This window comes from Pseudomonas sp. NFACC13-1 (assembly GCF_900104425.1).
In the GTDB taxonomy this organism is placed as follows: domain Bacteria; phylum Pseudomonadota; class Gammaproteobacteria; order Pseudomonadales; family Pseudomonadaceae; genus Aquipseudomonas; species Aquipseudomonas fluorescens_AA.
Window position 1 is genome coordinate 1 of the sequence record NZ_FMXV01000044.1, and the last position, 14,204, is coordinate 14,204.

Sequence of the window (14,204 nt, forward strand, 5' to 3'; positions counted from 1 at the left end):
CATCGACTGGCGGTTGCTGGTCGCGACGGGCGCGCTGCTGTTCGTTGCCGGCGCGGCGATGATGCTCGCAGCGGCAGGGCTGTTCCGGCGGCTGGGCACCAACATTCCGCCGTCGCAGCCAACGACCCTCATCGCAACGACCGGTCCCTATCGGTGGACGCGCAATCCCATGTATCTCGGCATGGCGCTTATCTATGCCGGCCTTGCGATTGGCTTTGATGGGCCGATCGCCTTCGCCTTGCTCCCGTTGGTGCTAATCGCGATCCAGAGGCAGGTGATCGCCCGCGAGGAGCGCTATCTTGAAGCGAAGTTCGGCGACGACTACCGCCGCTACAAGGCCAAGGTTCGCCGCTGGCTCTGACTATTCCGCTCCGCGGCTGCCGACACGTCCTTATCGACAATGCCGGCAATGGCCTGATTGCGAACTTTACTGAAGCATATTCCAAGTAGTTCTTGGCAGATTGCTCCGTCCGCGACGGCTAGTGAAGGCAGCCATTTTGGCTATTTAGGCTCTGTTGATTGCGAAAAAAGGAACCTGACAAGACCTTCTTAGGTTTAGCTAGTGGCGTTGCTCGCTCAGATTAGATGTGCCGGTATAAACTATGCCTCAATCAGTTTACAGCTTTGACTCAAATATTTGACGAAGCATCCGCCGCATCACTTTACCGCTGCTCGTTTTGGGCAAATCTTCGACGATTTGGAACAGGCGGGGCACCTTGTACGCCGCTAGTCGATCACGGCAGTGGCGCTCTATTTGTTGAATGTCAATCTCGTATCCGGTTTTGGGCACAATGTAGGCCTTGGCTAGCTCGCCTTTGATCTCATCCAATACGCTTCCTACCGCAACCATCGCCACTGACGGGTGCTCCGCAATCACGCGCTCAAGCTCAGCGGGATAGATGTTGAAGCCCGCAGTAATGAACATGTCCTTGAGGCGGTCAACGATATAAATAAAACCCTCAGAGTCCATTCTTGCCAGGTCGCCGGTACGAAGCCAGCCTTCATCTGTTTTTGTTTCGGCTGTTGCATCAGGGCGCCCCAAGTAATGCTTCATTACTACTGGGCCGCGAATCTGAAGCTCGCCTATTTCACCGAGCGGCAGGGCATCCCCGTCAAGCTCAAGCTGGGCAATGCGCGCTTCCAGATGAGGAAGGGCTACGCCAATGGATCCCAGTCGGCGCTCACCATATAAAGAGTGGGTTGTGCCTAATCCGCCGAGTTCGGTCATACCCCACAACTCCAGAAGTCGGCAACCTAATGCGCGCTCGACATTTTCCATTGCCGTATAGGGCATCATTTGTCCACCTACGGTACATCGCGTTAATGAAGACACGTCGTAGGCGCCGAGGTTAGGGCAATTGAGAAGATAGATGTACATGGTAGGCACGCCTTCTAAGAGGGTAGCACCATAGATTTGAATGCTGGATAAAATGGCCTCTGCATCAAACGTTTTATGCAATACCAGTGTCATTCCGTATGCAATCGCTGAATTCATGACTACGTTCCCATAGACATGAGACAGTGGTAGCGCGCTGACCGCAATGTCAGACGCTGTACGTAAATGCATTGTTGCAGTCATGGAAACGTTTGTGAGAATGCATCTATGTGAAAGCACTGCGCCTTTGGGTTGTCCTGTTGTGCCAGACGTGTAACCAATGGTTGAGATATCATCTTTTTGAATGCCCGTAACTGGATATTCACGCACTGCAACGTTGGCATCGACCAGCAGATTGAAATGTCGCATCCCCGCGACTGTTATCCCGTCGAAAGAGATTAGTGATATAACTTCCGTTGGCCCGATATGCTCCTGTAAAGCCAACAGTTTGTCTGAAGTAGAAAATACTGCCACTGCGCCACAGTTTTTTATCGCAAACGCCGCTTCACGGGCGGTAAGCATCGTATTGAGTGGGTTGACGATCGCACCTATTTTTAATATGGCGTAGTAGGTGATGATCCACTCTGGTGAATTGGGTGAGTAAATCGAAACTACATCCTCTCGCTTCACACCCATCGATTCTAAACTTGCAGCCAGGCGAGATGACTGCACGTCGATATCTAGGAAAGACCAATATTTGCCTTCGAAAATAATCGCAGGTTTATTGCCGAAGCGTGCAGCTGATCGCCCAACCCAATTTCCGATTGAATGTTCCATAGTCGATCTCCTATCGGATCATTGCGCGGCTTTTAATAAAACTGTTTGTATGTTTGTGTATTCTGCGAGGCCATGAAGGGAGTTCTCAATTCCCATGCCTGAGTTCTTCTGTCCTCCAAAAGCAACGTGTGGAGAAAATTGGTGAGCGTGATTAATCCATACCGTGCCAGATTCGATCTGCTTTGCGACTCTTTGTGCTGTATCCAGGTCTTTAGACCAAATGGTTGCTGCCAATCCATACTCCGAGCTATTAGCCTGCTTTATTACATCCTCCAAATCACGATATTTGATCATTGGAAGCACTGGGCCAAATGCCTCCTCTACGACGCAGCGAGCGTCAGCCGGGGGATTGTCGATGATCGTGACTGGAATGAAGTAGCCCTTTCTTTCCTCAAGCTCACCTCCCATGATGAAGGAGAAACCTCTGGTTTTGCAGTCCAGGAGTAGATCTTTGACTTTGTTGAACTGCATCCTGTTTTGCAAAGGGCCGAGCGCGACTTCCGGATCAGCGCCATTGCCCATTTTAACTGTACCTGCATACGCGACGAGTTCCCGAGCTACTTCGTCGTAAATATCCTCATGAACGTAAAGGCGTTTTGTGGCCACGCAAAATTGTCCGCTATTAGCAAATGCCGCCCAAAACAAATCTTGGGCGATAGCCTTCGGATCTACATCGGGAAATACGATTGCGGGATCATTACCCCCCAGCTCCAGCGTGAGGCGTTTGAGATTGGTGGAAGCGCTCTGCATCACTCGTTTACCCGTCGCGGTAGAGCCAGTGAATGAAATTTTTCCAATGTCCGGATGCTCGGTAATTAGTTGCCCGAGCTCGTTTCCTCCCGACAGCACATTCAGCACTCCGGGGGGCAAGATCTTGTTTGCGAGTTCACCAAACCAGAGGGTACAAAGCGGGGTGAAAGGAGATGGCTTCAGCACCATTGTATTACCGGCTAGCAGTGCGGGAGCGACCTTCCAGATTGCAAGCAGAAGCGGGAAGTTCCATGGAGTGATTGCACCGATTACACCAATCGGAGTATGACGGCTTACGATTAATTCGCCAGTTACCCCCTGAGGGAACTCGTCTTCGAGTGACTGTTTGGCTATTTCACGGCACCAATGAATGCAACCGTCAATTTCCCATTCAGCCCCAGACCGTCCCTTACCCTGTTCGGTGGTTAGGAGTGTGATGAACGCTTCACGTCGTTCCTCAATAATGTCCCCGAATGCGGCTACCAGCTTTTTTCGCTGTTCGATGGGGGTTGCTCGCCAGTCTGTGAATGCGATCTTTGCTGCTTGGACAGCCTCCTCAAGCTGCGTGCGCGAAGCCAGGGGATATTCACAAATAGGCTCCTCAGTCGCCGGGTTGATAGCGAAAGCCGTCTCAAGGGATTCTTCAGCGCGCCCATTGATGGACAGTTTAAAAGTTTGCAGCTTCATGAGAATTTTCCTCAGGCTTTTTTGGCCATTGTTTTTGTAGGGGTAAATTCTTCTTAACTCTTTGCGACAAATCCATCCGACGGGGCATGGAACGCTGGACAGAGGGATCTCTACGCCTCGGTGGATGGCGTGGTGAGCAATACGCTTGCCCACTAGAACAATCGACGTAGCGTTGCTCTTTGTTGGCAGGTCGGTTGATTGATCTTGTATCAAACGTGGAGGAGGCTATAGAGCGGTTAGGGTCAAAATCGAGCCGAAACGGCCAATGTGGGATGTTTTAGATAAGGCGTTTGGAGCGAAACAGCTATGCCTGGCAGCCCTCTGATTGTCATGGAGATAGCAAATCGAGCGGTCATAGTGGGCCTTTAGCTACCAGTCAAGCTTACTTTGGGCTGAGGTTTGACCCGCAGGAGGCTGCCAGCGAGTATGGCGACCCATATACTCTTGCTGGTAGATGGCGTCCGAGGTGAATCATGACCATTCAGTCAAAAAAACACGCTACGTTGACACCTGTTCATCTTTGCGCGTGCATTACGAGCTATCTGGAGCAAGCAGGTATCCCATTAGACGATGTGCTATTTGGAACCGGCCTCAAACCGCTCGACTTTGAAAAGTCAGCAAAAATGGTCGACCTCGATCAGGAGCAACTTTTGCTCTCGAATGCATTGAGGCTTTCAGGATGTCCATTTCTTGGCTTGGACATCGGATTGGCTGCACGGATTTCTTCATATGGCCTCTTGGGGTACGCCATGATGACGGCAGCAGACCTGCGTAGCGGTCTTCAAATTCCCATAACACTGCCAGCGTTGCTAGGTACCTACTTCTCGCTGAGCCTGGTCGTTGACGGTGAAAAGGTTCAATTGCGCGCGGATCACTGCAGGGCGCCAAAAGAGCTTGAGCCGATCTTGACTGAACTCTGCCTTGGCTCGTTCAAAACCATCATGAGCGATATGGTGGGAAGCTCGTTTGAGTTGGTTCAGGCGTGCTTCAGGTATGAAAGCTTTGAGGGCGCGTCAGAGGCTTACCGAGATGCCCTTGGCTGCGAGGTTCAGTTTGAATATTCATGCTCGATGATCGTCTTCGACACAGCGGCTTTGGACATTTGCTTGCCTCTGGCTAACAGTCTCTGCCACCGAAAAATTCTAGAGCTCTGTCAGCATCAGAATCGAGACCTTGTTTCTAACAGGGAATGGTTAGAGAAACTGCGAACATTCCTCGCTCTCAACTTAAAGGAGCCGCCAGCTTTCGACGCGCTCGCTCAACAGATGCACTGCTCGTCCCGCACTCTTCGTCGGCAACTGGATGGACAGCATACGAGCTACCGGCAGCAGCTGGATGAGCTGCGATTTGCGAAAGCCAAGGCCTTATTGAGCTCTGAGAGCGGAACCATCGACCAGATTGCGGAGCAGGTCGGTTTTAGTGATGGTGCTGCTTTGCGGAGGGCTTTCCGCAGGTGGTGCGGACTATCTCCAAAGGTGTTTCGTTCCTAGGCGGCCAGCCGATTGGACACTTTCGGCCCGGTTTTGACCTCGTTCGCTATATAGCGTGCTCCGGCACCTACCGCAGAATCATTACCAAGAGGTTTCAGTATCGATTTGCAGAACAGGGCATAGCCGGAATGAAGACTATCTACAGCGCACAGCATAGCGGGCATTTCGGACGGTCAGAGTTGATCGATGGCGTGTTCCATTCAAGTTTTGAATGTCCTGCTCGCGCTACCCAGATTCTAGAGATGGTCAAAAGCCGAAACGTAGGCCCTGTGGAAGAACCACGTGATTCTGGTCTATCACCCATACTGCGTATCCATGGTTGCGAATACATTGATTTCCTTGAAGGAGCACGGGGGCGCTGGACTGCAGAAGGCAACAATTTCGATCTGCTTTCCCAGATTTCGCCGTTCAATGCCCACCAAGGGGTTGCGAACTCCCCTCGCGCAAATGGGGCGCTACAGCTTCGATATGGTGACGCCCATCACCGAAGCAAATTGGGTCGCGGCATACAGCGCTGCGCAGGTGGCATTGACCGCCCAAGAAGAAATCAGGAATGGAGCAGTTTCTGCCTTTGCGCTGTGTCGTCCTCCAAGGCATCACGCTGGTGCTGACTACCTTGCCGGTTTTTGCTATCTAAACAATGCGGCTATTGCTGCTCAGGCGTTTCCAGATAACGGCGCTACACGGGTATCTATCCTAGATGTCGATTACCATCATGGTAATGGAGCCCAGGACATTTTTTATCGAAGGGATGATGTCCAATTCCTATCAATACATGGGCATCCCTCCTATGAATATCCCTCGACACTTTTATAGATGATCCAATCTTGAAGTTTAAGTTGGATAGTATTGGCTGCAAGGTAATGGGGCAATTTATGGGAGCTCTGGGGCTTGCTACGCTCTTCGTCCAAGAGGGTGGGGTGCCGTAGGTGATATCGGTAGGGATGTAACTAATGTCTTACTGGGCCATTGCGACGCTGCGTGACCAGCTCTGTTCAGATAGATGCCATGTGTAATGTCTGGTAACGATCTTAAGCTGAGCGATACACATGGCTAAGCAACGATAAAGAATTAGAAAAATTGAATCGCTTCATTTTGTTTTCTCTGCCGTCAAAAATAAATATTACTCATATGGCGAGGTTGTTATGCAAGATAATACTGATGGGATCTTTAGGGCCCGCCCGATTCAAAAAGTCGCTGCGTTAGTCATACCTTGTCTGGCTAGTTTACCTATTATGGTGATGCCCTTCATATTTGGTGCGGTCATTGATCAAGTACAGGTCGACTCATCCAACGCGACCTATGCCACCAGTGCTGAAATCTCCATGATCGCGTTAGCATCGCTTCTGGTTTCAATTGCGCTGAAGGTGCTCCCTCCGAGATTAACTGCGTTGATAGGTTTATCGCTTGCAGCAATTGGACATTTTCTCTCAATCGGAAGCACGTCGCTTGAGCCAATGATTATTGCCAGAGCGATAGCGGGGTTCGGTGAAGGATTATGCATGGGGATGGGCTTTGCTACCCTGGCCCAGATTATCGGCGGCACAAGGTTACTTGCTTATTCATCGGGCATTGTTGCAGCGGCATCACTCATCTCTTTTATTACGGTGCCTGCTTTACAGTCCCATCTCGGATCCAGCTCTATTTTTTGGTTCATGCTCGTGGTCACTTTGATCTGTTTTCCACTGTTCATATGGATGCCCACAGCAAAACTTAAGCAATTGCCCAATGCAGGTGGCGTTTATGCCCTGTTTAATATAAAGAGCTTTTCACTTTTTCTTGTGGCGTTTTTAGCAAGCTCCGGATCGAATACGCTTTGGCTTTATTTTGAGCAGGTTGGTCATTCGGCGGGGATGGATTTGGCCGCTATAGGAAAACTGGGATCATTTTCATCCATTCCTACCCTTCTCGTTCCGTTTGTTGCAAATTTTGTATTTGCGCGAAATAAAACGGTTGTGCCAATTGCCGTAGTCTGTTTGCTTTCTGGTATTGCATCATACTTTTATGGCGCACCACCATCAGTAATTGCCTTTTGTTCCGTGGTTGTAATTATGTCGTTCCTCTATGTTTTCCTTATAGCATATATTCGGATGTTTTCAGCGCACTTAGATAGTAGTGGTCGCACCACGGCTGCAGTCGGTGGGGCCGACTCGCTTGGAATGGTCGTTGGCCCATTAGTCGCCGCATTCACGCTCAATTTAACTACAGGTTTCTCGTCGTTGAGTTCCTTCGGTCTTGCTTTGCAATCGTTGTGTGTAATCCCTTGTCTGGGTTTCCTTTTCTATAAAGCATCGCGGCATACACGCAGTGTCGGGAACGCCTGATTTGTAGGTGGACTGGAGAAATTATGAAGTCGATCGTTGAGCAATCTTTGTCGTCCACAAAGTTCATGCCTTTTTGGCTCGATAGCCCGGACGCTCCGAGCGCTTCGCCAGCATTCAGTGGCTCTCAAGAAGTGGATCTGGTGGTCATTGGGGGCGGGTTTACTGGCTTGTGGACGGCCATTCTCGCAAAGGAAGCGAATCCCACTTGGTCGATTATAGTTTTGGAGGCTGGGCGAGTAGCACATGGAGCATCTGGGCGCCCAGGTGGAATCATTTCCACGTCAGTTATGCACGGTTTGGCGAACGAAGATCGAGTTTTTCCCGACGACATCGATATCCTTGAAAGACTGGGTATGGAGAATCTTGACGGATTCAAGAAAGCGTTGGCGGATTATGGGATTGACGCCGATGTCGAGTGGAATGGTGAGATGACCATTGCCGTAAAGCCGGAGCATGTAGCTGACTTAAAAGAAGAATATGAACTGCATCTAAAACACGGGCATGAGGTACAGTTTCTTGACGCAGAGCAGACAAGGAAACAGCTCAAATCGCCTATGTTTGTAGCCGGTATGTGGTCAAAAAAACGCAGTGGTATAATTAATCCTGCCAAGCTGGCTTGGGGGCTCAAGGCTGCGGCGATCAAATTAGGCGTACAGGTGCATGAAAACTCCAAGATGACCGAGTTATCTGAACTAGCAGATGGAATGCTGGTTCGTACTGAAGGAGGGAAGATATCAGCTCCTAAGGTTTTCCTGGCTACGAATGCGTGGCACGTTGGACAGCGTGATATTAAGCGCAGAATTATTGCTGTTCGCGACCATGTACTGGCTACCGAGCCTCTTTCGCAGGAACAGCTAGCGCGTATAGGTTGGGGCAATCGTCAGGGTATTTATGATACTCGGACGCAGCTCAACTACATGCGACTAACAGCAGATAATCGAGTTATTTTTGGTGGTAGTGTTAGCTATCATTTTAACGGTGATACGGCTCCTAAATGTGATGCCAGAGCTGATACTTACTACAGCCTGGCTGAGGCGTTTTATACAACATTTCCAAGCTTAAAGGACGTTAGATTCAGTCACGCATGGGGTGGGCCTATTGATTATTCGATGCGTTTTTCGGTTTTCTTCAGAAAATATTTTTCTGGGAAAGTTGTATATGCGGGTGGGTACACCGGGTTTGGTGTCGCAGGAAGTCGATTTGGCGCATCAATGGGGCTGGGGATACTCACCAATAATCCCGACCCGATTTATAAGCTGGCTATCGCCATAGAGCCTTCCGGATATATACCTCCGGAGCCTTTCCGTTGGATTGGCGCAAAAATCACATTCGCCGCTCTAAGTAAAGTAGATGAGAAGGGTGGGTGGCGCCGTTTATGGCTCAATTTTGTAAAGGTTCTGGGTTTCCCTTTCTGATACCCGATTCGCTAGTTTATATAGGCGTGTAGAGAGACTTTGTAATGACTAAAAATATTATTGTGGTGGGCTCGGGTATCTCCGGCCTTAGCGCTGCTTATGACCTGACCAAGGCTGGTCACAAAGTTACTGTGCTTGAGTCGACGGCGACAGCCGGTGGTCGTATGGCCGATGTTGACATGAAAGGCCTTAATGTTCATTCGGGAGCCACCATTATCTGGGACAACTTTAAAGATATGATGGGGCTCGTCAATGAACTCGGAATGAAAGATCAATTGGTGTCATGGACGCGTGATGCTACGCGTGTTGATAATGGGCAAAAAGTCTACGATATCCAGTACCATTTCAGTGTGAGTAACATGTTGACGCACCCTGCCTTTGGTACTGCAACAAAGCTTAAGCTGGCTAAATTACTACCAGATATCATTCGCAGTGGTTTGAAAACTGATCCTTGTTTTATGCATACTGCTGCGGAGTTCGATACTGAGTCCGTTGCGGAATATTTGACTGATAAGGGCGTTGTTGATTTTCTCGAAAATTATATTGAACCCTTGTTTCGCGCGCCATGGAATTGGGAGCCGGAAGAGTTTTCCAAGGCTTACCTGCTGACCATGATGGGGCATTTGCCTACTGCGAAGACCCATACATTTAAATATGGTATCGGCTCGTTAACGCGCGAGTTGGCGAAGCACGTTGACGTTAAGTACCAGACAAAAGTCCTCAGCATCGTTGAGAAGCAAGGTGCTGGGTGTGACGTCCAGATCGAGAACAACGATGGGACACATATTCTTCAAGCTGATATCGTGGTATTTGCGGCACCTGCGGATCGAGCCAGTGCATTAGTATCGACTTTAAATAACGAGGAAAAAGCATTCTTCGAGAGTGTGAAATACAACGAGTGCGGCATTGTTTATTATGTGCTGAATAAGCCTTTGGAGCAAAAGCTGCAATGGTACACCCGCAAGCATCCGTCCCCCGTCGTTTTCTATGCGCAAATTCCTGAAGACGAGCATGTTCCCGAAGGCCACCGCCAGCCACCTCACCTGTATCTTGAACTGACACCTCAACAGCGAGATCGAGCTGTTGCAGAGGGTGGGACAGGTCACCTTAAGCAGTATGTCCATCAGTTTGCCAAGGATATGTATCCAGCTGTTGATGAGGACACCGTTGAAGTTATTGAACAATGGATTCCTCAGATGTTGCCTCTTTGGTATCCAGGATACGCCAAAAAAGTTGCTGCTTTTATCGAGACGTACGAGGCTGCTCCACGGTCTATATATTTCGCAGGCGATTATCTGGCTCATTCGCATACCGGAGGCGCGTGTGCGAGTGGTCGTCGCGCCGCACGTTTGATTCAAAAGCACTGGAATTAAGCAGGGACGCCGACGGGATTCGTCGGCATCCTCATGGGGTAACTAAGCCAATGCGAAACCAACTTTATATTGATGGTAAGTGGAAGTTTGGCGGCGGACAACGTTGGGATGTAATCAACCCGGCCACAGAGGACGTTGTTGCTACCATAGCCCTTGCTAGTGAGCAAGACGCTGATAGTGCTGTTGAAGCTGCTTCAAAGGCTTTTCCTTCTTGGAGGCGCACTTCCGCCGAGCAAAGATCTGCTCTCCTTTTGTCAGTAGCGTACAAAGTGAGAGGCTATCGCGACGCGTTGATAGCGTTGCAGATGGAAAGCAGCGGAAAACCGTATTATGAAGCTGAAATTGATGTCGTCGCCGTTGCGGAAACTTTTGAATTTTACGCGGAGCTACTTCATTCACATCCAGATCGATGTGGCGTCGATTTGAAGGTGGAAGGCTTTTACGCTGAAGTGCTTGCAGAGCCTGTAGGTGTCGCTGCTTTGATCGTGCCTTGGAATTTTCCAATGGTCACCACTTCATGGAAGCTTGCTGCTGCGCTTGCTGCGGGTTGTACGGCGGTGGTCAAACCGTCTGAATACACGCCATTAGCTGAATTGGCGTTGGCAGATATTATGGCTGAAGTTGGATTTCCTCCTGGGGTGGTGAACTTTGTACCAGGATTGGGGGAAGTGGTTGGTACGAAGCTAGTATCAGACCCCCGTGTCCGTAAGGTTTCTTTTACCGGCAGCGGCTCGGTTGGAAAATCAATATTGACGCAGACGGCCAGATATGTGAAGAACGTCAGTCTTGAATTAGGTGGGAAATCTCCAATAATAGTGTTTGAAGACGCTGATATCGATGTTGCCTTGGATCTAGTGGTTGCGGGGATTTTTTATAATGCTGGCCAGGTCTGCTCCGCCACATCTCGTCTGCTCATTTCGGAGAGTATACGAGATAAGTTTGTCGAACTGTTGCTAGGCAAGATCGCTGAGGTCGTAGTGGGTAGTCCGCGCTCTGGCGAAACAACGATGGGACCTTTGATTTCGAAACTACATTATGATCGTGTTTTGGCCATGGTCAATCAAGCAAGAACTGATTCAAACGCAAACATTATGGTGGGAGGCAAAAGGCCGCAGGGAGTTGGTGCGCGTGGGTTCTTCTTTGAACCCACCCTCATAGAAATTTTTTCGCATGAATGTGAGATATGGAATCAGGAAGTATTTGGCCCTGTTCTATGTTTTATGGTCTTCCATTCAGAAGAAGAAGCTATCGCTTTAGCTAACTCTTCAGTGTACGGCCTAGCTGCTACGATAGTAACCGAATCCGGCGAACGCGCTGAAAGGGTTGTAAATAACCTAGAAGCCGGTTTTATTACTGTTAATGCGCCACAAATAGTTAGCCCCAGATTGTCATGGGGAGGTTATAAGGAAAGTAGTCAGGGTAGGGAGTTAGGCCCTTATGGGCTTGCGTCCTTTCAAGAGATAAAGAGCGTTATAAAAGCTCAGCGATAAGAATTTTACAATAAAAATCTCGTGTATCGTCTGCGGGAACGCCCTTCGCTGTTTAAAAACTGCCCCAATGTAAATAAAATCAAAGAGAGGCTAATATGCGATTTGCGAGACTTGTGCTGGTAGTAGGTGTTACTGTTCCTGTTGTTTCCGTTCATGCTGTGGAACTTAATGAAAATTGGTCGTTGTTGCTCAATGTCGGAGCGTTCTCGGAGTATAGCTCACGAGGAATATCGCAAACTCAGCGTAACCCCGCTATCCAGGCTTCCGCAACCATTGCACACTCTAGCGGGCTATACGCTGGGCTGTGGACTTCCAATGTTGACTTTGGGGGTGGGTTAGATGCACGTCAAGAGGTAGATTATATAGCGGGTTACCTATGGCAGCCTTCAGATAAGGTTGGTCTTGATTTGGGGTATATTAAATATACATATGATAAGAGTTCGCTGTTGAATCTTAGTGAAACATATGCGGTGCTTACAGCGTATGATTTTGTATTGGGCGCCAGCTATTCTAACGATAACTTTGGTGATCAATCAGCGTTGTACGAGTTTGTAGGTTATAAGGTTGCGCTACCTTATGATACTGCGTTAGATCTACGTTACGGGCGGGCAGATTTTAAAGACCCGGTTCTTGTTTCCAACGACGGGAAAGGTTCAGATTCTTATCGTGAATGGGAAGCGAAACTCTCCCACGATTTTGTGGGGGTGAAGTGGTCTTTGAGCTATATCGATACCGACCTATCTGAAGCGCAATGTCAGTCGTATATATTTTACAAGGATGTTTGCTCTGCTAGGTTTGTTGTCGGCGCGAGTAAAAGCTTTTAAGGTGTCGGCGTTTCTTGTTGACTAGTTTGCGGGTCTAAAGCCGTCCGCTCGAGTAGAACTTTCTCAAATTCTCCAGAGGGTTATATGATGTCTAAGTCGGAACTTGATCTTTGCTATCTCACTGCCACGGAGGCAGTGGCGCAATTTAAAGCGAAAACGCTATCCCCAGTCGACGTCTTGCGCGCTCAAATTGCGCGCATCGAAGCCGTGAATTCAAAACTTAACGCCATAACCTACACTCATTTTGATCGCGCGCTCAAAGAGGCTCAAGTTGCGGAGGGCCTCTACATGCGTGGCGTGGCGACTCGGCCGCTCGAAGGCGTCACCTGCGCAATAAAGGATGGCAATCCGGTCAAGGGAGAGATCATGACCGTTGGCTCGAAGGCCTTCGCGGATTTCATCCCGGATGAATCGGCTCCGACCGTCGAGCGCCTGATAAATGCCGGGGCCATCGTCCATTGTCGCACCACGATGTCTGAGTTTGGTCATTCCGCGATCACCAAGAGTCCGTTGTGGGGTGTGACACGTAACGCCTGGAACCCTGAATATAGCAGCGGAGGCTCCAGCGGCGGCGCCGGATCGGCTCTCGCTGCGGGAATGACAACCTTGGCCGACGGTACTGATGGTGGCGGTTCAATTCGAGTTCCAGCGGCTCTTGGAGGGTTGTTTGGATACAAGCCACCCTTCGGACGAAATCCTGTGGACACTCTCTCGCCCGGGGAGACCCTGATGCACTACGGTCCTTTGGCTAGATCGGTCGCAGATTGCGCTCTGATGCAGAACGTTATGTCGGGTCAGCACCCAAAAGATCTCTACTCGTTGCCGGATCAAGTCGTTCTACCCACGTCTGGCGAAAGCCTTCGCGGAAGGCGGATCGCGTTGTCGATGAATCTCGGGTTTTATGAGGTCTCTAAAGAGGTTCGTGAAAACACCTTAGCGGCGGCGGAAATTTTTCGCGGTCTTGGCTGTATCGTGGAGGAGATTCAACTGCCTTGGGAACGGGCATCCGTAGAGGACGCCTGGCTTATCAAATGGCAGGCCCTACTATGGGCTCAGTGCGGCGACCTGCTGCCCGAATTTCGGAATGACCTCGATCCTTTCGTTGTTGAACTCATGGAACAGGGAAGCCATCTCGACCTCAGGCGCTTTTATCGTACCAATCAAACGAAGCATGAGATGCATCAGGCGCTTGTGGCTGCGATGTCGGGTTATGACCTTCTTATCGCACCAACTACGGCAACGACCCAGATCCCAGCAGATCGCCACGACGCGGACCCTCTGCTAATAAATGGCAAAGCGATCGATAGGCCCTATGTAGGATGGTTGCTGACGACCCCCTTCAATCTTCTCAGCCAGTATCCAGTCTTCAGCGTCCCGTCTGGGGTAGATCAGACCACCTCAATCCCAACGGGCCTTCAAATTATCGGGCCGGCCTACGATGACTTGGCAGTGTTCAGCGCTGCATACGCTTTTGAGGCTGCTACCCAGCCCTGGAGCTTCCGACGGCCGCTCTTGTGATTGACGCGCTCATGCATGTCAAAAGGCATGCAAATTGCCGCCGAAGTCACCAAGGTCAGCACGAAAGGCTTCCATGCCAGAGGCGACGGAATGAACGTGCAATAGGAAGTGGCGGTCAACTACGCCACCAAGGGCCGAACAGGTTATTGCCGCCAGTAGGCGTCAGAGTCGGCGAGGGCGC

General features: G+C 50.0%; 10 protein-coding genes and 1 pseudogene. 9 read left to right on the forward strand and 2 right to left on the reverse strand.

Annotated elements, in window-relative coordinates; translation table 11 throughout:
- The coding region (locus BLQ55_RS30010; RefSeq protein ID WP_143011805.1) for a methyltransferase family protein at nt 1-361 on the forward strand (361 nt) is incomplete at its 5' end.
- Nucleotides 362-616: 255 nt separating this feature from the next.
- Here BLQ55_RS30010 and BLQ55_RS30015 read toward each other — a convergent pair.
- A complete protein-coding gene (locus BLQ55_RS30015; RefSeq protein WP_063321872.1) occupies nt 617-2,152 on the reverse strand; it encodes a class I adenylate-forming enzyme family protein in 1,536 nt (511 codons plus the stop codon).
- Nucleotides 2,153-2,170: 18 nt separating this feature from the next.
- Nucleotides 2,171-3,589 (reverse strand): aldehyde dehydrogenase family protein, encoded by a 1,419-nt coding sequence (locus BLQ55_RS30020; RefSeq protein ID WP_063321871.1) that lies wholly within the window; start codon nt 3,587-3,589, stop codon nt 2,171-2,173.
- A 473-nt stretch (nt 3,590-4,062) separates the two neighbouring features.
- On the opposite strand from BLQ55_RS30020, the gene BLQ55_RS30025 reads away from it, so the two are divergent.
- From BLQ55_RS30025 to BLQ55_RS30060, 8 genes and pseudogenes are all read left to right on the forward strand, one after another.
- Complete coding sequence (locus BLQ55_RS30025; protein ID WP_092259228.1) at nt 4,063-5,079, forward strand: AraC family transcriptional regulator; 1,017 nt, start codon at nt 4,063-4,065, stop codon at nt 5,077-5,079.
- A gap of 128 nt (nt 5,080-5,207) precedes the next feature.
- A pseudogene (locus tag BLQ55_RS30030) lies at nt 5,208-6,064 on the forward strand (histone deacetylase family protein).
- A gap of 160 nt (nt 6,065-6,224) precedes the next feature.
- A complete protein-coding gene (locus BLQ55_RS30035) occupies nt 6,225-7,403 on the forward strand; it encodes an MFS transporter (protein ID WP_092259231.1) in 1,179 nt (392 codons plus the stop codon).
- A gap of 23 nt (nt 7,404-7,426) precedes the next feature.
- Nucleotides 7,427-8,818: an NAD(P)/FAD-dependent oxidoreductase gene (locus BLQ55_RS30040; protein WP_092259234.1), complete on the forward strand. Its 1,392-nt coding sequence runs from the start codon at nt 7,427-7,429 to the stop codon at nt 8,816-8,818.
- A gap of 44 nt (nt 8,819-8,862) precedes the next feature.
- Nucleotides 8,863-10,191, forward strand: a complete 1,329-nt coding sequence (locus BLQ55_RS30045) for a protoporphyrinogen/coproporphyrinogen oxidase (RefSeq protein WP_092259237.1) — start codon at nt 8,863-8,865, stop codon at nt 10,189-10,191.
- 50 nt (nt 10,192-10,241) lie between these two features.
- A complete protein-coding gene (locus BLQ55_RS30050; RefSeq protein ID WP_092259240.1) occupies nt 10,242-11,681 on the forward strand; it encodes an aldehyde dehydrogenase family protein in 1,440 nt (479 codons plus the stop codon).
- A gap of 95 nt (nt 11,682-11,776) precedes the next feature.
- Nucleotides 11,777-12,505 carry a TorF family putative porin gene (locus BLQ55_RS30055; RefSeq protein WP_092259243.1) on the forward strand — a complete coding sequence of 243 codons (729 nt, stop codon included), beginning with the start codon at nt 11,777-11,779 and terminating at the stop codon, nt 12,503-12,505.
- Nucleotides 12,506-12,592: 87 nt separating this feature from the next.
- The gene (locus BLQ55_RS30060) at nt 12,593-14,023 is read left to right on the forward strand and encodes an amidase (RefSeq protein ID WP_176814268.1); all 1,431 of its coding nucleotides are present in this window, start codon (nt 12,593-12,595) and stop codon (nt 14,021-14,023) included.
- Nucleotides 14,024-14,204 lie beyond the last annotated feature (181 nt).

Coding starts and splice junctions, on each gene's coding strand:
- BLQ55_RS30015 (WP_063321872.1), bottom strand. CDS start 2,152: ATGGAACATTCAATCGGAAATTGGGTTGGGCGATCAGCTGCACGCTTC.
- BLQ55_RS30020 (WP_063321871.1), bottom strand. CDS start 3,589: ATGAAGCTGCAAACTTTTAAACTGTCCATCAATGGGCGCGCTGAAGAA.
- BLQ55_RS30025 (WP_092259228.1), top strand. CDS start 4,063: ATGACCATTCAGTCAAAAAAACACGCTACGTTGACACCTGTTCATCTT.
- BLQ55_RS30035 (WP_092259231.1), top strand. CDS start 6,225: ATGCAAGATAATACTGATGGGATCTTTAGGGCCCGCCCGATTCAAAAA.
- BLQ55_RS30040 (WP_092259234.1), top strand. CDS start 7,427: ATGAAGTCGATCGTTGAGCAATCTTTGTCGTCCACAAAGTTCATGCCT.
- BLQ55_RS30045 (WP_092259237.1), top strand. CDS start 8,863: ATGACTAAAAATATTATTGTGGTGGGCTCGGGTATCTCCGGCCTTAGC.
- BLQ55_RS30050 (WP_092259240.1), top strand. CDS start 10,242: ATGCGAAACCAACTTTATATTGATGGTAAGTGGAAGTTTGGCGGCGGA.
- BLQ55_RS30055 (WP_092259243.1), top strand. CDS start 11,777: ATGCGATTTGCGAGACTTGTGCTGGTAGTAGGTGTTACTGTTCCTGTT.
- BLQ55_RS30060 (WP_176814268.1), top strand. CDS start 12,593: ATGTCTAAGTCGGAACTTGATCTTTGCTATCTCACTGCCACGGAGGCA.